20 protein-coding genes are annotated in these 23,795 nt (G+C 33.6%); 17 read left to right on the top strand and 3 right to left on the bottom strand.

Features of this window, described 5'->3' with window-relative positions; all coding sequences use genetic code 11:
- The first annotated feature begins 17 nt into the window (after positions 1-17).
- From gnd to ACLBWW_RS17130, 14 genes are all read left to right on the top strand, one after another.
- Positions 18-914, top strand: coding sequence for a phosphogluconate dehydrogenase (NAD(+)-dependent, decarboxylating) (gnd, locus tag ACLBWW_RS17065; RefSeq protein WP_048541232.1), 897 nt, complete (start codon positions 18-20; stop codon positions 912-914).
- A 269-nt stretch (positions 915-1,183) separates the two neighbouring features.
- Positions 1,184-2,404 (top strand): tetratricopeptide repeat-containing glycosyltransferase, encoded by a 1,221-nt coding sequence (locus tag ACLBWW_RS17070; RefSeq protein WP_048541234.1) that lies wholly within the window; start codon positions 1,184-1,186, stop codon positions 2,402-2,404.
- Between the two features lie 34 nt (positions 2,405-2,438).
- A complete protein-coding gene (locus ACLBWW_RS17075) occupies positions 2,439-3,593 on the top strand; it encodes a hypothetical protein (protein WP_048541237.1) in 1,155 nt (384 codons plus the stop codon).
- A 145-nt stretch (positions 3,594-3,738) separates the two neighbouring features.
- The gene (locus tag ACLBWW_RS17080) at positions 3,739-4,275 is read left to right on the top strand and encodes an NADPH-dependent FMN reductase (protein ID WP_048541240.1); all 537 of its coding nucleotides are present in this window, start codon (positions 3,739-3,741) and stop codon (positions 4,273-4,275) included.
- Position 4,276: 1 nt separating this feature from the next.
- Positions 4,277-5,506 (top strand): MFS transporter, encoded by a 1,230-nt coding sequence (locus ACLBWW_RS17085; protein ID WP_048541242.1) that lies wholly within the window; start codon positions 4,277-4,279, stop codon positions 5,504-5,506.
- Positions 5,507-5,676: 170 nt separating this feature from the next.
- Positions 5,677-7,146 (top strand): RNA-guided endonuclease InsQ/TnpB family protein, encoded by a 1,470-nt coding sequence (locus tag ACLBWW_RS17090; RefSeq protein WP_098977512.1) that lies wholly within the window; start codon positions 5,677-5,679, stop codon positions 7,144-7,146.
- Between the two features lie 86 nt (positions 7,147-7,232).
- The gene (locus tag ACLBWW_RS17095; protein ID WP_048546580.1) at positions 7,233-7,790 is read left to right on the top strand and encodes a YdcF family protein; all 558 of its coding nucleotides are present in this window, start codon (positions 7,233-7,235) and stop codon (positions 7,788-7,790) included.
- Positions 7,791-7,890: 100 nt separating this feature from the next.
- Entirely contained in the window at positions 7,891-8,838 is a 948-nt protein-coding gene (locus tag ACLBWW_RS17100; protein ID WP_048546583.1) for an ABC transporter ATP-binding protein, read from the top strand.
- A 3-nt stretch (positions 8,839-8,841) separates the two neighbouring features.
- Positions 8,842-10,353, top strand: coding sequence for an ABC transporter permease/substrate-binding protein (locus ACLBWW_RS17105; protein ID WP_000129146.1), 1,512 nt, complete (start codon positions 8,842-8,844; stop codon positions 10,351-10,353).
- Between the two features lie 213 nt (positions 10,354-10,566).
- A complete protein-coding gene (locus tag ACLBWW_RS17110; protein WP_000129474.1) occupies positions 10,567-11,994 on the top strand; it encodes a basic amino acid/polyamine antiporter in 1,428 nt (475 codons plus the stop codon).
- Positions 11,995-12,069: 75 nt separating this feature from the next.
- Complete coding sequence (locus tag ACLBWW_RS17115) at positions 12,070-12,330, top strand: hypothetical protein (protein ID WP_000391452.1); 261 nt, start codon at positions 12,070-12,072, stop codon at positions 12,328-12,330.
- Between the two features lie 106 nt (positions 12,331-12,436).
- Positions 12,437-14,257: an AAA family ATPase gene (locus ACLBWW_RS17120; protein ID WP_141545776.1), complete on the top strand. Its 1,821-nt coding sequence runs from the start codon at positions 12,437-12,439 to the stop codon at positions 14,255-14,257.
- Positions 14,247-16,097 (top strand): hypothetical protein, encoded by a 1,851-nt coding sequence (locus tag ACLBWW_RS17125; RefSeq protein ID WP_262721124.1) that lies wholly within the window; start codon positions 14,247-14,249, stop codon positions 16,095-16,097. Before ACLBWW_RS17120 ends, ACLBWW_RS17125 begins: the two co-directional genes overlap by 11 nt.
- Positions 16,098-16,371: 274 nt before the next feature.
- Positions 16,372-16,968: a hypothetical protein gene (locus tag ACLBWW_RS17130; RefSeq protein ID WP_000487799.1), complete on the top strand. Its 597-nt coding sequence runs from the start codon at positions 16,372-16,374 to the stop codon at positions 16,966-16,968.
- Positions 16,969-17,064: 96 nt separating this feature from the next.
- On the opposite strand, the gene racA is transcribed toward ACLBWW_RS17130, so the two are convergent.
- Positions 17,065-17,607: a chromosome-anchoring protein RacA gene (gene racA, locus ACLBWW_RS17135; protein ID WP_000456016.1), complete on the bottom strand. Its 543-nt coding sequence runs from the start codon at positions 17,605-17,607 to the stop codon at positions 17,065-17,067.
- Between the two features lie 353 nt (positions 17,608-17,960).
- Here racA and ACLBWW_RS17140 point away from each other — a divergent pair, with 353 nt between their 5' ends.
- Both ACLBWW_RS17140 and ACLBWW_RS17145 read left to right on the top strand, forming a co-directional pair.
- Positions 17,961-19,316: a hemolysin family protein gene (locus ACLBWW_RS17140; RefSeq protein WP_098049325.1), complete on the top strand. Its 1,356-nt coding sequence runs from the start codon at positions 17,961-17,963 to the stop codon at positions 19,314-19,316.
- A gap of 132 nt (positions 19,317-19,448) precedes the next feature.
- The gene (locus ACLBWW_RS17145; protein WP_098222442.1) at positions 19,449-20,873 is read left to right on the top strand and encodes an aldehyde dehydrogenase family protein; all 1,425 of its coding nucleotides are present in this window, start codon (positions 19,449-19,451) and stop codon (positions 20,871-20,873) included.
- A gap of 121 nt (positions 20,874-20,994) precedes the next feature.
- Here ACLBWW_RS17145 and ACLBWW_RS17150 read toward each other — a convergent pair whose 3' ends face one another.
- On the bottom strand, positions 20,995-21,387 hold the full coding sequence (locus ACLBWW_RS17150) for a YueI family protein (protein ID WP_000247570.1): 393 nt from the start codon (positions 21,385-21,387) through the stop codon (positions 20,995-20,997).
- Positions 21,388-21,621: 234 nt separating this feature from the next.
- Here ACLBWW_RS17150 and ACLBWW_RS17155 point away from each other — a divergent pair, with 234 nt between their 5' ends.
- Positions 21,622-22,755, top strand: coding sequence for a BA2291 family sporulation histidine kinase (locus ACLBWW_RS17155; RefSeq protein ID WP_000425101.1), 1,134 nt, complete (start codon positions 21,622-21,624; stop codon positions 22,753-22,755).
- Positions 22,756-22,788: 33 nt separating this feature from the next.
- Here ACLBWW_RS17155 and ACLBWW_RS17160 read toward each other — a convergent pair whose 3' ends face one another.
- Positions 22,789-23,538: a DUF4397 domain-containing protein gene (locus ACLBWW_RS17160; protein ID WP_098222445.1), complete on the bottom strand. Its 750-nt coding sequence runs from the start codon at positions 23,536-23,538 to the stop codon at positions 22,789-22,791.
- Positions 23,539-23,795 lie beyond the last annotated feature (257 nt).

Below are 23,795 nucleotides of genomic sequence, written 5' to 3' on the forward strand. Positions count from 1 at the left end.
ATGGGAGATTGATTAATATGAAACTAGGTTTAATTGGATTAGGAAAAATGGGATTCCCATTGGCGGAACATTTATATGAAGACAAACATGAAGTTGTTGTATATGACGTAAATAAAGAGCTTGTTGAAAAGGCTGGGGCTTTAGGAATTACTGCACGTCATACATTAAAAGAAATGATTGCTGAATTAGAAGCCCCTCGTACAATTTGGGTAATGGTACCTGCGGGAGAAGTTGTTGAGTCAGTATTAAAAGATGTATATCCATTATTAGAGGAAGGCGATATCGTTATTGAAGGCGGAAATTCATTCTATAAAGATACGTTACGCCGTGCGGAAGAAGCGAAAAGCTTTGGTTTACATTACGTTGATATCGGTACATCAGGTGGTGTAGAAGGAGCTAGATACGGAGCTTGCTTAATGGTTGGTGGAGAAAAAGAAATTTACGATCAATTAGAACCTTTATTTAAAGATTTAGCAGTAGAGAATGGGTATTCTTATGCAGGCCGCGTCGGAAGTGGTCATTTCTTAAAAATGGTTCATAACGGTATTGAATACGGTATGATGCAAGCAATCGCTGAAGGATTTGAAGTGTTAGATAAAAGTGATTTTGAGTTCAATTATGAAGATGTTGCAAAAGTATGGGCAAACGGATCGGTTATCCGCGGTTGGTTAATGGACTTAACTGAAAAGGCATTTGCAGATGATCCAAAACTGGATGGTATTAAAGGTGTGATGAACTCTTCAGGAGAAGGGAAATGGACTGTGGAAACAGCACTTGAACTGCAAGCAGCAGCACCGGTAATCGCAATGTCATTATTTATGCGCTACCGTTCTCAAGAAGATGATACATTCCACGGAAAAGTAGTTTCAGCTCTTCGTAATCAGTTCGGTGGACATGAAGTTGTGAAAAAATAAGGTTGTTTTTAAAAAGAAACTTGTGCATAGGCGCAAGTTTCTTTTTTATAGTTTAAGAAATTTCTAATTTGAAAATATCAATCAATCATTGTTTATTTGTACTGGATGTATCAAATATAAAGGGAAGCATGAAAGATGTCCCAACATAAAAATAAGAATAAATAAAATGAAGTTTTCATAAATAGTAAAAGGATGATTATGTCATCAGTGTAGCTATGAAATGGTGTTACATATGAAAAGAGCGTGTTAATAAAATATGAGGTGGTTAAATGGGAAATGAGCAAGTGAAGAATGCAGGGGAAGAAAAAAAGTTATGTCTTTGTATGATTGTTAAAAACGAGTCTAGAATTATGGAAAGATGTTTAAATGCTACAAAATCAATTGTAGATTTTGTTTCTATTTGTGATACGGGATCAACTGATGATACCCCTGAAATTATTGAAAATTGGTGCGAAGAAAATGAAATCCCTGGAACAGTTCATCATGAACCATTTCAAAATTTTGGTTATAACAGAAGTTTAGCAGTTTCATTAGCACAAAAAACATATCCAGAAGCAGATTATTTATTAATATTAGATGCAGATATGATATTAGAAGTTGATCCTGATTTTGATAAGACTAGTTTAACGGAAGACCACTATCTTACAATGCAATATGATATTCATATTAAGTATTGGCTTACACGCCTTTTGAAAGCTTCTTTACCATGGAAATCTGTCGGTGTTACTCATGAGTATTGGGATATAGATCGTTCCAAAGTTGGTGCGAATTACAATACGAGGGTAGCTAGGTTAGAGACGCTTGTCGTTAATGATCCTGGGGATGGTGGTAGTAAAGCTGATAAATTTGAGAGAGATGAGCGGTTGTTGTTACAAGGATTGAGTGATCCAGAAACAACGCCAGATTTGCATATAAGATATTTATTTTACTTAGCCCAAACTTATTTTCATTTAAGTCAATTTGAAGATTCGATTAAATGGTATAAAAAACGAGTGGAAGCAGGGGGATGGGTTGAAGAGGTGTTCTATTCGTTATTGCGAATAGGATTTTGTTATGAACAATTAGCAAACCGCTCAGCAAATAAACAATATGAAGTAACAGGAGCGGATGAAAAAGAAAATGCTAAGACGCAGGAAGAGCAATATACAGCATTAGCTATTCTTTATTTTCAAAAAGCGTGGGAATATAGACCAACTCGGGCTGAGCCATTATACCAACTTGCAAGAATGTATCGATTAAAATCTCAAAATAATATTGCTTTGATGTATGCGTTGCAAGGGAAGGAAATTCCTTTTCCGAAAAATGATCTTCTATTTGTAGATTATCATGTGTATGATTACTTATTTGACTATGAGATTTCTATAAGTGCTTTTTATATACCGCATAAAAAACATTTAGGTGCAGTATCACAAAAATATTTGGAATCGAAAAAAGAAGAGCTACCGTTGCATATAGCAAATATGGTAGAAAGTAATGCGAAATTTTATTAAATACATTTTCGGTTAAAGGAGTAGTGGAGTAATCATGGAATTAATACGATGGGCGCTAGAACTAGGGGAATCAGTGCATGGAAATACGTATGAAGAATTGATGCCACTACTAGATTATTATTATGATCGTGATCATTTAAAAGCGTATTGTATCGCAAATCTTCTTATAGACATGGACGTAGCAGAAGAGCATCGGCAAAAAATCGAATTAAGAAGGTGCATCGCTGCTTATTATGCTGGAATGTATAAAGTAGCAAAAAAACATGCAAGTGAGCTTTTAATTAAATATCCGGATGTGGATTTATATAAAAATAATTTAAGACTAATGGAAGCTTATTTGAATAAAGAATATGATTATTGTCTTTTTATATGCCCAAAGACGTATGGTAGTTTCATAGATGTCGCGCGAGCTTTGAAATGGCGATTGGAGCAGGAGGGAAATACAGCAATCATATCAGAAACAATACTAGAAAATGTGAAAAATACAATTGTTTTTGGAGCGCATACATATGCGCATAATCCGAATCTACTCCCGAAAAATGCAATTATTTATAATTTAGAACAGCTATATGAAGGAAGTCCTTATGCGCATCCTCTTTATTTAATGTTATTAAAAGATAAGGAAATTTGGGATTATAGTAAACAAAATATAGAATGGTTAAAACAAAAAGGAGTAGGAAAAGGAATAAAACATGTGGAAATGAACTATGCCCCAACTCTAGAAATAAAAAAAGATGCATTTGATGAAGAGTTAACTGAAGACATTGATATACTGTTTATAGGTGCTCTTAACCCAAGGCGACAAGCTATTTTAGATCAATTAAAAGTAGTTGCCCCGAATTTAAATATTGTTTTTAAAAATAATGCGTGGGGAATAGTTAGAAATGAGTTAATTGCTAGGTCTAAACTTATATTAAATATTCATTTTTACTTATCGGGTATTCTTGAAACTCCTCGAGTTTCTTATGCAGTGGCAAATAAGAAATTTATTATCTCTGAAAATAGTAATCCCGAGGACGAGATAGAGTGGCCGGGAATAGTGTTTACTCCGTATGAAAAAATAATAGAAAACGTTATGAAATATATAGAATTACCAGAAGAACGTATTAAATTAGCAGAAAAAGCGTATAACCATTTTGAAGCAAAAAGAAGCATAGACATACTGAGCGATAAAGGGGAAGAAAAGTAATTGTGAAGAACTCATACTTTCGTATGAGTTTTTTTTTCATCTATCATACTATTTTATCAAGCTAGTTCCCTCTTTATATTGTGTTTTGTATAGAAATTTCTGATAATATATAAGTATAACTGAAAAATAAAGGAGAGAAATAATTATGAAACTAGTCGTTATTAACGGTACGCCAAGAAAATTCGGTAGAACTCGTGTGGTGGCAAAATATATTGCTGATCAATTTGAAGGGGAGTTATACGATTTATCAGTAGAGGAACTGCCTTTATATAACGGGGAAGAATCACAGCGTGAATTAGAAGCGGTAAAAAAATTAAAGGCATTAGTGAAAACTGCAGACGGTGTAGTACTATGTACACCAGAATATCATAATGCGATGAGCGGAGCGCTGAAAAACTCGTTAGATTACTTAAGTAGTGGTGAGTTCATCCATAAACCTGTCGCATTACTGGCTGTTGCAGGGGGCGGTAAAGGAGGAATTAACGCATTAAATAGTATGCGAACTGTTGCTAGAGGGGTATACGCAAATGCCATCCCAAAACAAGTTGTACTTGATGGACTTCATGTACAAGACGGTGAACTGGGAGAAGATGCAAAACCATTAATTCATGATTTAGTTAAAGAATTAAAAGCATATATGAGCGTATATAAAGAGGTGAAAAAACAACTAGGAGTTGAGTGATATGCCATCTCTGTATAAAGATTCACGCTTGTATTTCATTCTAGGGGCCAATAGTTTATCAGCTATTGGTTCCGGTATTGTTATGATAACGATTCCGTGGTTGTTAATTAAAGAGAGTGGAGGAGAGACAACGTTTGGTTATGTCTCCATCATCGCAACTCTTATTATGTTTTTATTAACACCGTTTATCGGGCAGAGTATTGATCGTTTTTCAAGAAAATCTTTATTATTATGTAATGAAGGTATTGGGATAGTTGTTATAGGGATGATGGCTATATGGGGATTTACTGGGCAACCTTATCATTCTATTCACTATATTCTTATATATATAGCAGGGTCATTTTACTATTTATTATTTTATCCTACAATATTTGCGTTTAACCAAGAGATATTTCAAGCAGAACATTATAAAAATTTAAGTGGAACAATGGAAATACAAGGACAGTTAACTCAAGTTATTTCAGGAGCGGCTGCTAGCTTCCTAATTGAAATCATTTCTTTAAAATGGATCTTGTTAGTAGATATGTTAACTTTTGCCGGAGCTTTCATCCTTTTCTTATGTATACCGTACGTAAAGAAAAAGGAAGTGAAAAGGAAAGTAACATTTAAGAAGCAATTATTCGAAGGGATTCACTTTATGCAAAAGCGTCCTAGGTTATTTTGGTTTTTACTTGCGACTTATATGCCGTTTATCGGTGTTATGATGGCAAATTATTTAATCCCGGTATATATTTCAGATATATTAAAAGCCAGTGCCTCTGTATACGCGATAGAAGGTATGATGTATGGTGTGGGAGCGGTTCTTGCGGGAATAAGTATTCCAATTATGATGAAATATATCAAAATAGAAATTTCAATCGTCATGACGATGTTCCTATATGTAATTTCAATTACCGTAATGATTATTGAACCTTCCGTAATGTTGTTATATGGACTTGCAATTTTTCATGCAATTGGAAATGCGGGTACAAGAGTGGCGAGAAATGTATTAATGATGGAGGAAATTCCAAACGAAGTAATGGGACGTGTAGACAGCTTATTTCGATTAATCGGTACAGGAATACGAATTGTATTATTAATGCTGTTTACAGCTGGTGTATCTAAAGCTGGGGTAATGCTCCCGTTTTACGTACTTAGCTGTATATTGATTCTATCATTAGGAATTGCTCTTTATTATGTATATTCACAACGTAAAGTAGGGACGAACGTTTCTAATAAATCAATTGTTTAAAAAAAACTTCTGCCTTCCAAGCTTTTTCTATCATGCCTTTCGAGAGAACTCCCACCTCTAAACGTAAGTGAAGATGGGGGTCCTCTCGAAAGAAATATTTTATTTTCAAGAAAAACCAGAAACATACGTTCTGTTTTTGCTATAATATCCTTAACAAGGAGGTGAATAAAATGACAAAGGAAAATCCATCAAACTATAAAACTCTTCAAATCTGGATTAAAAAAGGGCATCGTATGTATTCTTATTTTCAAGAATGTTGTCATAACGCTAAGAATATGTACAACACCACAAACTTTTATATACGCCAGGTGTACACTGGATTAACACAAGAAAAAGAGTTGCAGCCTTTGCAAAAAGAAGTTCTGGATAATATTCATAAAAATATTGGTAAGATGAATGACACACAACTTCTTGCCTATCAGAAGAAATTGGAAAAAGAGAAATTAAAACCTAAAGAAGAACAGAAAGAGATTACATGTAATTTGTTTTCAGAACCTAATTTTGAAAACCCTTATGTAGATTACAACTTTCTAGATGCACTATTTAAGGCTATGATTCAAAATGATTATCGAGCTTTGCCTACGCAATGTAGCCAGTCAATCATGAAAGGTTTGTTCCAAAATTGGAAATCTTTTTTTGCTAGTTTAAAAGACTATAAAAAGAATCCAAACAAATATGCTGGAATGCCTAGGATTCCAAAGTATATTCGTTCTTCTGAAAAAGAGATTCTGTATACAAACCAAGATTGCATCATTAAAAACAGTAGATTTTTAAAGTTTCCAAAGACGAAATTGCAATTAAATATTGGGAAACTAGGTTTCACTGAAGGTAAACTGAAACAAGTTCGTGTGATTCCAAAATACAATGAATATGTAGTGGAATTGGTGATTGATGTTCCTTCTGAACAACAAATTATTGAAGAGAATGCTCGTTATATGAGTATTGATTTAGGGATTGATAACCTTGCAACCATCGTAACAAACACAGGTATGAAACCTGTCCTTGTTAAGGGCAAACATGTCAAAAGCATAAATCAATATTACAATAAAATGAAGATTCATTTTACAAGCATTCTTAGAAATGGAAAACAAACTAATGAAGGACCTTTTACTTCTAAAAGGATAGAAAAACTTCATCAAAAACGTTACTTGAAAATAAAAGACGTCTTCCATAAAGTTAGTCACCATATCGTGAAACTAGCTCAAGAAGAAGAAGTTTGTAAAATCGTTATTGGTCAAAACAAAAGTTGGAAACAAGAAACGAATATGGGAAAAAGAAATAACCAATCGTTTTGTCATATCCCGCATAATTTACTGATTCAAATGATTACATACAAAGCAAATGCTGTAGGCATTCAAGTTGTTGTAACTGAAGAATCATATACATCGAAGGCAAGTTTTCTGGATAACGACTTCATTCCAACGTTTGGAGAAAATGACCAAAATACAACTTTTTCAGGAAAACGAATAGAGCGCGGCATATATCGTTCAGCAAATAAAACTTTAATTAATGCAGATGTAAATGCTGCGGCTAACATTTTACGAAAAGTAATCCCAAATGCATGGACAAATGGGATAGAGGGGTTAGGCGTGAAACAGCTCGCTAATGTGTTAACTCCCCTGACGTTAATCGTCCGTTAGGTTGAAACGTTAGAAACCCCCACTTCAAGCTTTGCTAAGTGGGGGAGTGTTCATATAATAAAAAGAAAGGGAGTGTAAACGTATATATGAACAAATGGATATTACTTATAATCTTATTATTACCTCTACTATACATCCTTTATATGACGTTTCGAATGAAGAATGTTGCTCGTGAAAAATTGAGTAAGCACTCTCCGTACGTTCTTATATTAGGCGCAAAGTTATTTGGAGATAGACCGTCTTTATCTCTTCAAAACCGTTTGGATGTAGCGTTGGAATATTTATATTCCCATCCTGAAGCGAAAGTAATTGTTTCAGGTGGTCAAGGAGAAGATGAAGATATACCGGAAGCTCATAGTATGAGAAACTATTTAATGGTACATGGTATAGATGAGAATCGTATTTTAATGGAAGATCAATCTACAAATACGTATGAGAATTTAAAGTTTAGTATGGATTTATATGATGTGAAACATGCGGTAGTTGTAAGTAATACGTATCATTTGTATAGGACCAAAATAATTGCAAAGCGTTTAGGCATGAAGATGGAGGCACTAGCTGCTGAAACACCAATGCGCTCTAAGAAAAAAATGTATGTACGTGAATATGTTGCAATAATGAAAACGATATTGTTCGACCGTTAGAGCTCAAATTTGAGCTCTTTTTTAATTATAAAGCGTATCATTTGAAATGAATGCCGTATTCCATCAAAATAAAGGAAACAACATTAAAGGAGTTGTATTTGTGATTCAATTTAATCATGTGTCAAAAGCGTATGAAGATGGCATGAAAGCAGTGGATTCATTGCATTTAGAAATTAAAAAGGGAGAATTTTTTGTTCTCATTGGTCCGAGTGGTTGCGGGAAAACAACGACAATGAAAATGATTAACCGTTTAATTGAAACGACTGAAGGATCTATTTTAATCGATGGAAAAGATATTCAACAATATAATATTAATGAATTGCGTTGGAATATAGGATACGTATTGCAGCAAATCGCTTTGTTTCCGCATATGACAATTGCAGAAAATATTGCAGTTGTTCCTGAAATGAGAAAATGGAGCAAAGAAAAAATAAAAGCTCGTGTCGATGAGTTGCTACAGATGGTCGGGCTAGATCCAGACGTATATCGCGATCGCATGCCTGATGAATTGTCAGGAGGGCAAAAGCAGCGCGTTGGTGTCGTAAGGGCATTAGCCGCAAACCCGAAAATCGTTCTTATGGATGAACCGTTTAGTGCGTTAGATCCATTAAGTAGGGAACAGCTTCAGAAGGATATCGTACAATTGCAAAAAAAGATTCAAAAAACAATTGTATTCGTAACACATGATATGCAAGAAGCATTATCACTTGGAGATCGTATTTGTATTATGAAAGAAGGAAAAGTAGTTCAATTAGATACACCAGAAGGTATTATACATAATCCGAAAAATGAGTTTGTAGAAGAGTTCATTGGAAATCGTGGACAACCTTGGTATGAGGGGAAAAGTATAGAAGATGTATTGCCACTTGATGAAAGTATACGGGTAGAAGGGGATGCATTATCATTGCATTCTTCTTTACAAGAAGCATTAGTTCGTGTACGAGCTGACGAAGTCGTTCCAGTTGAAGAAAATGGTCAATATGTTGGAGCTTTAACAAGTCGTCATATTGTTAATTACATTGTTGAACAAATGAAGGAAAGAGGCTAAACAGTGACTGATTTTATACAAACGTTCCAAGAGCGAAAAATAGAATTACTAACTGCATTAAGTGAGCATTTACAAATATCGCTTATTTCACTATTTTTTGCAGTAATTATTGCGGTGCCACTTGGCATTTTATTAACGAGAAAACAACGAATGGCTGAATTTATAATAGGAACTTCTGCGGTTATGCAGACAGTGCCATCACTTGCATTACTCGGACTTTTAATTCCGTTAGTAGGAATTGGAAAGCTCCCAGCCATTATTGCATTAGTTGTGTATGCACTATTACCTATTTTACGAAACACATATACAGGAATAAGGGAGTTAGATGAATCTTTAATCGAAGCAGCGAGAGCTATGGGGATGAATAGCTGGAGAAGACTGTGGAAGGTAGAGCTTCCTCTTGCATTACCAATTATTATGGCCGGTATTCGTACGGCGATGGTATTAATTGTTGGAACAGCTACATTAGCAGCTCTTATAGGTGCTGGTGGGCTCGGAAAACTCATATTACTTGGTATCGATCGAAATGATCATGCGCTTATCATTTTAGGGGCCGTACCAGCCGCGTTACTCGCTTTATTCTTTGATGTAGTACTTCGAGTGCTTGAGAGTCCAAAACGCTCTTCTAAGCGTATTATATTGACGATATGTATTACTTGTATAATGATTGCTTCTCCCTTTCTTTGGAACACACAAAAGAAAGATATTGTTATTGCCGGAAAACTTGGATCAGAACCTGAAATTTTAATTCAAATGTATAAGCAGCTTATTGAACAGGATACCGATTTACACGTAGAATTAAAACCAGGTCTTGGAAAAACAGCATTTGTATTTGAAGCATTGAAATCAGGAGAAGTAGATATATACCCTGAGTTTTCGGGAACAGCTTTATCTACTTTCGTGAAAGAAGAGCCAAAAAGCACAAATCGGGATGAAGTATATGAGCAAGCTCGCATTGGAATGGAAAAGAAATATAATATGGTTATGTTGAAGCCGATGGAGTATAACAATACATATGCACTAGCTATGCCGAAAAAAATAGCAGATCAAAATAATATAAATACAATTTCTGATTTAGGAAAAATGGCACAGGATGCTAAAGTAGGATTCACATTAGAATTTGCTGATCGTGAAGACGGTTATAAAGGAATGCAAAAATTATATAACTATAAGTTTTTAAATGTGAAAACGATGGAACCGAAACTACGTTATAGTGCAATTCAATCAGGGGATGTTAACGTAATCGATGCATATTCAACTGATAGTGAACTTGAGCAGTATGGACTGAAAGTGCTAAAAGATGATAAAGGGTTATTCCCACCGTACCAAGGTGCACCATTATTAAGAAAAGAGACGTTACAGAAATATCCTGAACTTGAAAAAGTATTAAATACATTATCTGGGAAGATTACAGATGAAGAAATGCGAAAAATGAATTATGAAGTAAATGTGAATGGGAAAAGTAGTGAAGAAGTTGCGAAACAATTTTTACAAAAAGAGAATTTACTTCGTTAATTTTACAAGAAATATACAAATTTATATGTATGAAATGACCGTTCATTACAAAATGAACGGTTTTTTTGTGCATACTTATACATTTTTTCAAAAAAGTATTCCATTTTTCTTCATTTTCTTTTAGAATAAGTAATGTTTTCCTGAAAAAATATAAGAGAAACGTCTATTAGAGAAAAAGGTGACTTTAATAGTTGAACGAACATAACACCTAGAATGACAGATGGGGTGGTACAAATAGAAAAGAAGTTAGGGTTTTTTCCATTAATTGCATTAGTAGTCGGAACGATGGTTGGTGGCGGTGTTTTTAGTTTACCGCATGATTTAGCAGTAGGAGCGAATAGCGGCTCTATAATAATTGGTTGGTGTATTACAGCGATGGGAATGATTCCACTCGCGCTCGTATATCAAACGTTAGCAAGACAAAAACCGGAGCTTGAGGGCGGAATTTATAGTTATGCACGTGCTGGTTTCGGAGAATATATCGGATTTAACAGTGCTTGGGGATATTGGCTAGCAGGAATTTTAGGAAACGTTGCAACAATCATGTTACTGTTTAGTACATTAGGTTATTTCTTCCCCATTTTTAAAGGTGGAAATAATGTTGCGTCTATCGTTGGTGCATCACTTTTATTATGGACACTTCATTTTCTAATTTTATTTGGAATTCGTGAAGCATCTATTATGAATGTTATTGCAACGATAGGGAAATTAGTTCCAATCGTATTATTTATTGTTGTAATGGTAACAGCGTTTCGCTGGGATACATTTACACATGATTTTTGGGGAGAAGGAACTATATCAGTTTCCTCTATACTTGGTCAGGTGAAAAATACAATGCTTGTAACTCTTTGGGTTTTCATTGGGGTTGAAGGAGCGGTTGTATTATCTGGTAGAGCGAAAAATAGCCGAGATGTTGGTAAAGCGACAGTACTTGGACTTATTTTAGTAATGTCTATTTATATTTTAATTTCTGTCTTGTCTATGGGAGCGATGACAAGAGGAGAGCTTTCCGTGTTAGAAACCCCGTCAATGGGACATGTATTAGAACATGTTGTTGGGACATGGGGCGCCGTTGCGATTAACATTGGGTTAGTTGCTTCACTTGTAGGTACATTAATAGGCTGGTTTTTACTTGTTTCTGAAATTTCCCACGTAGCAGGAAAAGATGGCGTGTTTCCGAAAGTCTTTACGAAAACAAATAAAAAACAAACGCCTCATATGGCATTATGGATTTCAAATGGCGTTGCCCAAATTATATTTATAATCGTTCTGTTTTCAGAATCAACATATCAAATTATGTATTTTATTGCTTCAACATCAATTTTAGTACCATATTTATTATCAGCGTTATTCCAATTTAAATTAGTTATTACAAACGAACTAAAAGATGCAAAAGTAAAAAACGGCTCGTTAGCTTTAATTGCTTCTACTTATTCTGTATGGCTTCTATATGCAGCAGGTTTGAAAAATTTATTACTTGTTTCAATCGTGTATGGAATTGGGATTATTGTTTACATGTATGCAAGAAAAGAAAAAGGAAATCGTTGTTTTAAAGGTATTGAGAGATATGTAATGTGGGCAATTGTTATCGCAGCTATCACATCACTTTATATGTTATTAACTGGAAATATAAAAATGTAAAAGTCCTTTTAAATAAAGGGCTTTTTTCTTTGTCTAGAGAATATTTAATACATAAGATATTCAGGAGGGATGAAAATGGAAGAAAAAGAACAGTTAACCAGAATTGTTGATTTAGCGAGTGAAGTAAGGAAAGTATTAGTGCAAGAATCCTTTTTTAATCATCATCCTGAACTACGAGGAGTGATTGAAAATTTAGCGAGTGCTGTAGAGAATTTGGCGGAATTACAGCAAAATACAGATGAAAACGCTGAAGATCGATTACGATATGTACTTGCTAAAATGAAAATTGCTCATAATGCCATTTTACAAGAGAAAAAAGCATTTCCATCTCATTAATATACGTTTTAATTTTGAACCTGGCGGATAACGTCAGGTTTTTTGTTTCTAGTTTTTCATTTCTTTCATACACTAAGAATAGTATGAAAAAAAGAAGGTGACGAAGGTGAGATTACATAAAGCTCTTCAGCCAAGTTTTATAAAAAGAATGTACTATATGAGGTTTATCGGAAAGTTTACAAAAGCAGAGAGAGAGAAGAATGGAGAGAACTTCTTTGTACAATGCCTATCGCCAATACCATTCACGTTACAAGAGCAATTAAAAAATGAACCATCCGTATTTGAAGGTTTATGTAGCAATAAAAAGAATGAAAAAGTCTTTTCGGAATTAAAGAAAAGAAAATTAGAAAAGCAATTGGTTATGTTTCGTCTCTATTATGAAAGAGGACATATATACGTGGAGTTAATTTGTGCAGAAGAACCACGAGAAATGGCCAATGGCTATAAAATGATTCCAGTACCTAAAGTTTCCGAATACAAAAAAGGAGAGTCTTTAGAAAGAAAACTTGGAAATGGCTATTTGTCATTTCTAATACCAAAATATCCGAAAGACTTTGAGCCTCCTGAATTATTGTGGCACGATGGAAGGTTATATGGAAATATATCTTTAAAGTCATCATCAATTAGTTCAATCGCATATTTTGAACAGCAGCGGGAATGTAAGTATATAGACTTAAATGACTGGATGAAGTATGTGGAAATAACGGTAGAAGATCAATTGTATTTTGTAAGCAATCACATGTATGAGCAATTAAAAAAACGAATGACTGAAGAAGGTAAGCATGTAGAAGTAGAGGAAATAAAAGTGCACAAGGATGAATGGGAATGGGATGAGCGTGAATCCGTCTTTTTACAGTATGTAAAAAGTTTTGTACGTAATAAAGGGCTATATTTGGATGAAACGGACATTTATAATTTCCATATAAGTGCGAAAACAAATATGTTGACGATTCTAGGTGGTATACCAGGCGCTGGGAAATCTCGATTTGTGCAAGCTTATGCAGAAGCACTTGGATTACAGTATGGGGAAGAATTGGTTTGGATTCCGATTTCACCATCGTATCAAGAACCACATGATTTACTTGGTTACCTTCACCCAAATGGTACTTTTATTGAAAGTGAAACAAAATTAGTTAGGGCGTTAATGAAGGCAAAAGAAAATCAAAATCAACTATATATAATCGTTTTTGATGAAATGAATATGTCACATATTGAGCATTGGTTTACTCCATTTCTATCTGTTCTTCAACTTGAAAAACAAAACCGTATTCTAAATTTGTATGAAAGTGTACAAGAAAAAGAAAATCCAATTCCATCAACAATTGAAATTGGTGAAAATATTATATTTGTAGGTACAGTAAATTTTGATGAAACAACGAAAGAACTCTCAGATCGATTATTAGATCGGACGAATTTAATAACGTTACAAAAGATTCCGTTTTGTGAGATGTGTATGGAACAAGAGAAAATTGTATTACAACCACCTTTGAAAGTAACTGCAGGAGAATTTCGTATAAGCTGGGTCAGGAATAAAGCGATGATTGAGGTGTTTTCTGAAGAAGAGTTAGAACTATTAGATAAGTTACATGTTGTATTGTCATCACATGATATATCAAAGGGAATTTCATTTCGATGTGCAAACGCAATCGCTACTTACTTGCAAAATATACCGTTCCAAAATAATCATTCCTATATGATCAGTAGAGAAGAGGGATTTGATTTACAAATCAAGCAACGTGTATTGACGAAAATAAGAGGTACTGAAATGATGGTTGGGTCTTTACTTTCAGAAGACGTAAAAAGGGGGGCGACATTACTACCTCTTTTGCAATCGCCACTTGCAAACAGAGTATCTACATTTGAACACTCTTTAGCATATATAAGAGAAAAGCGTAGAGAACTGGAGCTGTATGGCTATGCAAAATGAAGGGCGATATGAAACAGAAATCGTTGATACGAAAGAAACACTCCCTTTTGTACTAAAGTTAATCATTGGAACTGAGGCAAAGGGGGAATATATTTTATTAAATCGTCTTTGTACAACTACTACAGCATTAGTTCAATGTATTTATAAAGTACAAGAATTAAAACCAATTAGATTGCATTACCATTATGAAAGTCCAATGAATATTACTTTTATATGGAATAAAGTATATGAGGGACAGAAAAATATAAAAGAGTCAAAATATGAAATAAATGAAAAAAAACAAAAGGTATTAATATATGAACATGGAAAAACGGAATTCTTTTATCCATGGCGTTGTGGATTATATCATTTTGAAGTGAATATAGAAGATAGAACGTATTATGGTGCATTTCAAATCGTTCCCAAAAATTTTTTTGATGATCAATTTGAAATGATTCAAAACTATGTAAAGTCAATTTTGAATGAGTTGATTTTAGATAGAGGTTATTATAAAAAGACTTTCTCTGCACTTAGTGATATTGAAGATTCTTCTTATTTAGTGTTACTTAGAAAGTTGCCGCAAAAAATGAAAAAGATAAAGCAAATTTTTAAGAAAATAGAATCGAGTTCAAAATTTATACATGAATATAAATGGGAAGAAAAAGAGCGGAAAGCAACGAGAAAAGGAGCCATAGTGGCGGAAAGAAAACCGTATGCAAAATATTATAATCGTAAGCTTATAGAACAAAAAAATAGTAAGGAAAATGCATTTCTTAAATTTAAAGCGATGCAATTTTATTTCTATTTACTTGAAGCTGAAAGTTTTTTGCGTCAAACAATTGAAATATTAGAAAGAGCAAAAAGGAAGAAATCAGAAGAATTTCAAGCTGTAAAAACGATTATACAAACAATTGAGCGTAATGGATCAGTGACCGATAGAGAGAAACAAAAATATAAAAATATTCATTTACTAAAAGAGGCGGATTTGCGAAAAAGCTCTATGAAGATACAAGAATATAAAATATTAGCGCACTTTGTACATGAAAGTGTACAATACTTTCAAACTTTAATGCATTCTCCATTTTGGAGAGAAGTTTCCGAAACAGGTAACATGTACTCACATAATTTACCGATACCACATCAACAACTACTACAGCATTTAGATGTACTTCCACAATATACAGAACAATCTCTATCTTTATTATTTGTTTATAAACCAACATTTTTAGTGTATGAATATTACGCTTTTTTTATCGTTATTTCCATGTTAGAGCAAATTGGTTTTGAGGCTAGAAATTCCATTCGTGAACAAATTCAAGAACATTTTTATGTAGATGGATTACAGGATGGAACGACAGTAGTTTTACACCGAGATGATATTAGAGTACATGTCGCATTTAATGATTTAATTGAAACTCATCCCCTTATTGCATTAAGTAAAGGGAGTAATTTTTATAATGGAGAAGATACGAAGAAGCCAGACATTCGCTTAGACTGTTATGTAAAGGAAGAAGGAAAATACGTATATCAATCTTCTATTATTATTGAAGTGAAGTATAGCCCAATGTACAACATTTTTCAGCACGTTGGAAATACGAAGGCAACTGAGCAAATGTATAAGTACTGGTCTATAAAATATGTAGAAGAACAGAATGGAAAGAGAGTCTATTATCGAAGGGCCATTTATGAAGTTATTTGTGTATATCCAGGAAGTCATATGCATAGTAAAAAAATTGAGTCTGGATGTGGTGTGTTCTTGCAATTATATCCATATAAAACGAAACAAGGGGAAGAGAAATTAGCCGGAAAACATGGAATGGTACAAATTTTTGAGAAGTGGTTAAAAAGCATGAAGAAGTAAAAAAATCCTTTTTTATAAAGGATTTTTTTAGATTAAGAAGAAATATATGCTGTATGGAAGACAGCTTTATACGATTTGAATTTGAAAGTAATATAAATATATTGTTAGAAGAACGGTACATGAGGGATAAAAGACGATTAAGATGGAATTTAATTCGTTTTGCAGAATATAATAAGTCATAAATATTTTTAGTTGCATACGAAGATTTGTTCTTATATGATAGATAGTGAAAGCGTTATCAAAAACAGAGCGGCGATGGGAAAGGCGGGTAAATATGTTCCAGCGTGTTCAAACAAAAGAAGAACATTTTTGGTTCGAGCAACTATGGGGAGATTTTTGTGAAGAAAGAAACTTAATGTTCGTAGAACGTAATTTAAATCCATCACGATTTTTATTAATAGAAGATGAACATCATATTGGTACAGTAGAATGTATTAAGTATACGGAACCAGAGCAATCGAATTCTGAGTTTTTCTATCCGTTTTCTAAAAATGATTTAGTGAAAGATTTGAAAAATGTGTATGAAATAGGCAAGTTGAGTATTGCGAAAACGTCTCGTGGGAGAGGACACTTCAAAAGACTAACAGCTATTTTATTTATGCATGCATTAGAAACGAAAGCAGAATGGTATATTGCAGCAGTGACAAAAAGAATGTATATGTATTTATTAACACTCGGTTTCCCAATTGAACCGGTAGATAAGCCATTTCAGTTTCATGATACTTTACAAGGTGTACCAGTGCGAATTCATGCCCGAAAAGGGGCTACGCATTTGTATTCTTTAAAAGAATTTCGAGATGTGATTCAAGGGAATGCTCATGCACAGGCATTAATCGCAGAATACAGTAAGAATATTATGTTAACAAAATAAAGCGAAATGAATATGTATAATAAAGAGAATACTATTTTAATATGAAGTCATTCTTCATGAAAAAAGACCCTTATTATTTTAATAAGGGTCTAAAAATTATAATCCAAATATACTAAAAATCATTTTGCGGCGCTTCGGCTTCTTTTCTCGTTCATATGTTGGTTTTGAATCGGGAGTAATATATATTGGTTCTTCTTTCTTCAGGGAAGCTTCTAGCTTTTGAATTCGCTCTAACATTTCTTCCATTTCACGGCGATGTTGTAAAAGTTGGTACGTAACAACATCATTTGCCTTATCTTGCATTTGTTCTTCCATTCGATCTAGCCTTCGCGTAATAGTGTTTAATTGAGCTGCTAATTGCTCAAATTCATGTGATGATTTGTCTTGAACAATTGTATTTACTTGAGTTTTTAATTCTTCAACATCATTTGATGATGTTTTTTGAGTAGGGTGAGAGTTTTGAGACTGCTCTATTTGTGAAAGATGGAATTCTAACATTTGATCTAAATCTTCTTGTGTGAAAATAAAGTGACCATATTTATTTTTTTCTATCGTAAGATTTAATTGTTGTGCAATCCGGACAACAGCCTTTGGGCTAACACCTAATTTTTTTGCGATAAATGGTGTTTTATATTCCAAAATAATCCCTCCTATATATATCCTGTTGAATGATTTCGATCTATGAAGGAAGTTCCCTTCTAGTGTGACAAAAGAAGTGTGGAATCGGCAAAGAAAGTGTTTTTTCACGAAATGAACCTGTGAAGAATATATCGTTTATATAAAATATTTTATCTTAAGATTTAGAACTATTTGACTAAGGGAAATGAATTAGATTATCATAATGATAAATATCTTTTTTATGTATGCATATAATATATAAAAAGGTGGTTGCTAATGTAGAATTTTGTTAGAGTATTAGAATGCTTACTTCACTTGAATAAAATTAAGTAGGAGGTGGCTTCCTTGCTTACAATGTAAGTAAGGAGAAGTATTTGGACATATATAGTATAAGTATAGTGATTGTTTTAATTGCCTTAACGGCATTTTTCGTCGCAGCAGAATTTGCAATTGTTAAAGTGCGAAGTTCACGAATTGACTATTTAATTGCAGAAGGAAATAATCGCGCAACATCTGTCAAAACAGTCATTACAAACTTAGACGAATATTTATCTGCTTGTCAGCTAGGAATAACAGTTACAGCTCTGGGGATTGGGTGGTTTGGTAAACCGGCGTTAAAGCAAATGTTTGACACGCTTTTTGTAAATTTGAACATTTCTACTCAACTAGCAGACATTTTTGCTGTAATTTTAGTGTTTTTGTTTATTACATTTTTACATGTTGTAGTAGGGGAATTGGCCCCAAAAACATTCGCGATTCAAAAAGCTGAACAAGTGAGTTTGTTTGTTGCTAAACCGTTAATTTTCTTTTATCGTATGGCGTTTCCATTTATTTGGCTATTAAATGGATCAGCCCGAATTATTACGAAGTTGTTAGGGCTGAAACCACCGAAAGGGCACGATGAGGTTCATTCAGAAGAAGAATTACGGTTGTTAGTTTCAGAAAGTTACAAAAATGGAGAGATTAATCAATCTGAATATAAATATGTAAATAAAATTTTTGAATTTGATGATCGTATAGCGAAAGAAATAATGGTACCCCGAACTGAGATGCATATTATAAGTAAAGAAATGCCTGCTGAAGAAGCTTTGCAAAAAATGTCTCGGGAAAAATATACGAGATATCCAGTTGTAGATGGGGACAAAGATCACGTAATAGGCTTTGTAAATTTTAAAGATATTTTCACAGATTTTGTGCAGCATAATGCAGTAAGTAATAAGAAAGTAGAGCAATATATTAGGCCAATCATTTTAGTTATCGACTCTATCCCAATACACGACTTATTTTTAAAAATGCAAAAAGAAAGAACGCATATTGCTATATTGATAGATGAATATGGTGGTACGTCTGGACTTGTTACAGTTGAAGACATTTTAGAAGAAATAGTGGGAGATATTCAAGATGAGTTTGATACGGATGAACAGCCAGAAATTCAACAAGTTAGTGAAACGAAAACAATACTAGAGGGAAAAGTACTTGTTAGTGAAGTGAATACGTTATTAGGTTTAACAATTGATGATAATGGTGTTGATACAATCGGTGGTTGGATTTTAACGAAGAATATAGAAATTGCTGAAGAGGATTTCATTGAAATTGAAAATTATAAGTTTTGTGTAAAAGAATTAGATGGACACTATATAAAGAGATTAGAAGTTACAAAAACTGTAGAATCAATTGTTATTTTAGAAGATGAAAAACAAATTTCATTTCAAGAACAAATTAGTTCGTAGACTCTGCTATATGGCAGGGTTTTTTTGAGCATAATATTTTTGGCAGAATAAGGGCTATGATACAATAGCATAAGCCAGACCTTTCACTAGGTGAAATGTATTTGTATACATATATTTGGAAGGGGAAGAGTTATGAAAAAGCATTTATATATAAATGGAGATTGGAAGTCTGTAAACACTTATAAACCATTATACGCACCATATTCTGAAGAAACGTTAGCGGAAATTGCACAAGGAACGGAAGAAGATGTACAAGAGGCTGTTACTGCTGCAAAAAATGCAATGAAAAAAATGAATACATTATCTGCATATGATCGTGCGACTATTTTAGAGAAGGTTGCACAAAAAATGGATGAAAGAAGAGAAGAATTTGCAGAGATTATTGCAAAAGAGGCTGCAAAACCAATTCGTGCTGCGAGGGGAGAAGTAGATCGTACCGTTCAGACATACAAATTTGCAGCGGAAGAAGCGAAGCGTATATACGGCGAGACACTGCCACTTGATGCAGCACCTGGTGTAGATGGGCGTATTGCATACACAATACGAAAACCGATAGGGGTTATAGGAGCTATTACACCATTTAATTTCCCATTAAATTTAGTGGCACATAAAGTCGGCCCTGCAATTGCTGCCGGAAATACAGTTGTGTTAAAACCAGCTGATCAAACACCATTATCGTCTTACGCATTAGTTGAATTATTTGAAGAGGCAGGATTGCCAAAAGGAGCTTTAAATATTATTTCTGGTCCCGGTTCAACTGTAGGTGAGGCGATAGTTACAAATGATGATGTTGCTTCCATTACTTTTACGGGAAGTCCGAAAGTTGGAATTGGAATTAAGGCAAAGGCTGGGTTAAAGCGAGTTACGTTGGAACTGGGATCAAATGCTGCTGTTATTATTGATGAAGATGTAGAATTAACAGATGAAGTAATTGAACGTGTAAAATGGGGAGCATATGTAAACAATGGACAAGTTTGTATTTCGGTACAACGTGTTTTTGTACATGAAAAGAGAATGGATGAATTTCTTTCAAAGCTAAAGATAGCGATGGAAACAGTTATTGTTGGTGATCCATTGCTGGAAGAAACGGACGTATCGGCTTTAATTTCGAAAAAAGATGTAGAGCGAATAGAAATGTGGGTGCAAGAAGCTATTAAGGAAGGTGCTACTGTTTTATACGGTGGTAAGAAACGTGATGCAAGGATTTTTGAACCAACTGTATTAACAAATGTTCCAGAGTATGTATCTGTTCAGTGCCAAGAAGTATTTGGTCCACTCATGACAGTAAATACATTTAAAGAATTTGATGAGGCAATTGAGCAAGTAAATCATTCACGTTACGGTCTACAAGCAGGTGTGTTTACAAATAATTTGTTTAAAGCAATGCGTGCAATTGATGAGCTAGAGGTTGGTGGTGTCATGATTAATGATATTCCAACGTTTAGGGTAGATCATATGCCTTACGGTGGTGTTAAGGAAAGTGGTACGGGGCGTGAAGGAATTAAATATGCAATAGAAGAAATGACAGAAATGAAATTAGTGTGTATTAAAAAATAAAGTAGAGCGAGCTTAAATATCCTAATAAAAAACGAGCTGGAAATGTTTACGATTCCATACTCGTTTTTTTATTGTTTGTTTTACGTTTCTCGGAACGATTTAATTTAACCAAGTGTACCTTTTACTTCATTTCTTGTTTGAAAATAGCATCTTCTACATAAATTTGTTCTTTGTCAACAGCAGTGCTATGAGATAATACTAAACCGATTGGTGTTTCTATGCCTTTATTTTGAACAATTGTAAAAGGAACATTTTTTTCATTTGCTAATTTAATGTATTTTGATAAATGTGGGTAAGCAATGCCACCATTTAGGAATATTTGTAATGATTGAGAAGAGCGCATGCTACTAGCTACTTCAGAATATACATTACTTTGCATTACTTGACCGATAGTTAAAGCGATTTCTACACGCTCACGTAACGTAGTTAAATACATATTACGTTCTTCTGGTTTGTTCTGCTTTTGGCCGTAAATGCCTTCTTGGAGATAATCTTCCACATTTTTATTTACCATATTTTTCACACCTTTCATTTTCTATTGTACGAAAGAATGAAGCAGGATGCAAAAAAAAGTCGCATCGAATGTAAAAAACTTTGAATGAAAGGAAGGAAAATGGAATGTATCAATCTAAGCAATTAATAAGGACATTAAAAATTTTATCAACACATATTAACAAAATGTGACAATAATCTATTAACGAATCGCATTTTTTGTGTTAATATTCAAAATATAAAGGGTGTTCGTCGCATGGAAATGGAGGGAATGGGGGTTTTTCCAATCGATAAGGATATTAAAGAAGTATTTTGTTCGCACTTGAAAAACAACAGGCACCAATTCGTTGAGAACTGGAAAAACAAAATGATAATTTCCGATAAAGATCCATTTAAACTAGAAGCAGTTCAAAATGGAGAGGATTTATTAGAGTTAATTATCGAACTTACTATGGAAGAAAAAGATATAGATTATCTTCAGCCATTATGCGAGAAAATTGCTATTGAACGTGCAGGGGCAGATGCGAATATTGGAGACTTTGTTTATAATGCAAATGTGGGAAGAAATGAACTTTTCGAAGCGATGTGTGAATTAGATGTTAGCGCACGTGAATTGAAACCGATTATGGCCCAAATACATACTTGTTTTGATAAATTAATTTATTATACTGTTTTAAAATACTCGGAAATTATATCAAAAAATTTAGAGGAAAAACAGCAATATATTAACGAAACACATAAAGAAAGGCTGACGATTTTAGGGCAAATGTCAGCAAGTTTTGTACATGAATTCCGTAACCCACTCACTTCAATTATGGGATTTGTTAAATTATTAAAGGCAGATCATCCAAGTTTATCTTATTTAGATATTATTTCGCATGAATTAGACCAATTAAATTTTCGTATTTCGCAATTTTTACTCGTATCGAAAAAAGAAATGTGGAATAAATCAGAACAATTTTGGCTTAATGATTTGTTTCAAGATATTATACAGTTCTTATATCCGAGTTTGGTCAATGCAAATGTTTCGATTGAAAAGAATTTACCGTATCCAATTCCACTTGTTGGCTATCGGAGTGAAGTGAGACAAGTATTTTTAAATATATTAATGAACTCAATTGACGCTCTAGAATCAATGAAAGAAGAACGGAAAATTATCATTGATGTATTTGAAGAAGATCAATCGATTCGAATTGTGATAAAAAATAATGGGCCAATGATTCCAGCTGAAAGTGTAGAAATGATTTTCGAACCATTTGTAACTACTAAAAAGTTAGGAACTGGTATTGGATTATTTGTATGTAAACAAATTGTAGAAAAACATAATGGGTCCATCATGTGCCGTTCAGATAACGAATGGACAGAATTTCAAATTGTATTTCAAAAATAAACAGTCTACACCAAATGAATGGTGTAGACTGTTTTAATTCGTAAGTATAACGGCTTCTAATTTAGGATCTTTAGTTGAATAACCTAAAAGTGAAATTGTATATATGATGTTCGGTTCGACTTTGAAATTCGGTATAGTTAGTAAGACGCTGGGATTATCGGCGAGTGAAACTTCAATATCTGCTGTACCAGGACTAACTTCCAAAAAATTTGTTATTTGTTTAAAGAGTACATTTTCAAATAAATGATCTCCACCTTTTAAATCTACATTTACAACAGGGGTATCTGGAGAAAAATGTGCAAAGCGTATTTTTGCTTGACCAGCTGGTAAATGTGTATTATCAAGCATAGGTTGTAATTGTAGATGATTGTCACTATTTATTGCAGCAAAAGTATAAGTGTGATTCCCCATTATTGGTACTAAAGCTGAAAAGATGGGAGTTTCATTTCCAACAGGGACAATATCTATACGGTATTTACCTTGCACTAATGTTAAATAGGGACTAAATTGTTTAAATGAAATATTTTTAATAACCTTTTGCCCGTTTACTAAAATGTCAACCGCAGGTGTATTGGAAGCAGAGTGAAAAAAACGTATGTGTGACGGTAAAGCAGCTTCTTGTGAATCTCTTTTTTCATACGCCTGTACAAGTTTCGTAAGCGCATCGTAATATTTCATATATAGTTCTACATATTTTTTCGGATTTTTAAATTGATAGTAACGAGCGAGCTGTTCGTAACGTGCAGCTTCTTGTCCATATTTTTCGATTTCAGATTGAGACATGAATATTCCTCCTTTGTCATCATTAAAACTATATGCTTAACAAGAAAGAGGTTATGCGAAAAAATTGTTTTTTGAAGGAGAAAAGTTGAAAATTAATAAAGAGTATTGCTTATGGATAATTGTTTTTTAGGCGAAAGAGCCTTATAATTTTCTAGAGTATACAGCAATATATCATCTATGTTGGATGATGATGTACCGATTACAACGTATATTTCGAAATAAAAAACCTTAAGAGCGTATGAAGTAACATATCGAAA

The organism is Bacillus sp. M5A3_1b, assembly GCF_053345335.1.

What these genes read in the sequence shown, in the direction of transcription:
- ACLBWW_RS17160 (WP_098222445.1), bottom strand. Translation starts at nt 23,538, where the DNA reads ATGTCTCAATCTGAAATCGAAAAATATGGACAAGAAGCTGCACGTTAC.
- ACLBWW_RS17130 (WP_000487799.1), top strand. Translation starts at nt 16,372, where the DNA reads ATGTTCCAGCGTGTTCAAACAAAAGAAGAACATTTTTGGTTCGAGCAA.
- ACLBWW_RS17085 (WP_048541242.1), top strand. Translation starts at nt 4,277, where the DNA reads ATGCCATCTCTGTATAAAGATTCACGCTTGTATTTCATTCTAGGGGCC.
- ACLBWW_RS17150 (WP_000247570.1), bottom strand. Translation starts at nt 21,387, where the DNA reads ATGGTAAATAAAAATGTGGAAGATTATCTCCAAGAAGGCATTTACGGC.
- ACLBWW_RS17080 (WP_048541240.1), top strand. Translation starts at nt 3,739, where the DNA reads ATGAAACTAGTCGTTATTAACGGTACGCCAAGAAAATTCGGTAGAACT.
- ACLBWW_RS17155 (WP_000425101.1), top strand. Translation starts at nt 21,622, where the DNA reads ATGGAAATGGAGGGAATGGGGGTTTTTCCAATCGATAAGGATATTAAA.
- ACLBWW_RS17145 (WP_098222442.1), top strand. Translation starts at nt 19,449, where the DNA reads ATGAAAAAGCATTTATATATAAATGGAGATTGGAAGTCTGTAAACACT.
- ACLBWW_RS17090 (WP_098977512.1), top strand. Translation starts at nt 5,677, where the DNA reads ATGACAAAGGAAAATCCATCAAACTATAAAACTCTTCAAATCTGGATT.
- ACLBWW_RS17075 (WP_048541237.1), top strand. Translation starts at nt 2,439, where the DNA reads ATGGAATTAATACGATGGGCGCTAGAACTAGGGGAATCAGTGCATGGA.
- ACLBWW_RS17125 (WP_262721124.1), top strand. Translation starts at nt 14,247, where the DNA reads ATGCAAAATGAAGGGCGATATGAAACAGAAATCGTTGATACGAAAGAA.
- ACLBWW_RS17115 (WP_000391452.1), top strand. Translation starts at nt 12,070, where the DNA reads ATGGAAGAAAAAGAACAGTTAACCAGAATTGTTGATTTAGCGAGTGAA.
- ACLBWW_RS17095 (WP_048546580.1), top strand. Translation starts at nt 7,233, where the DNA reads ATGAACAAATGGATATTACTTATAATCTTATTATTACCTCTACTATAC.
- ACLBWW_RS17110 (WP_000129474.1), top strand. Translation starts at nt 10,567, where the DNA reads ATGACAGATGGGGTGGTACAAATAGAAAAGAAGTTAGGGTTTTTTCCA.
- ACLBWW_RS17070 (WP_048541234.1), top strand. Translation starts at nt 1,184, where the DNA reads ATGGGAAATGAGCAAGTGAAGAATGCAGGGGAAGAAAAAAAGTTATGT.
- gnd (WP_048541232.1), top strand. Translation starts at nt 18, where the DNA reads ATGAAACTAGGTTTAATTGGATTAGGAAAAATGGGATTCCCATTGGCG.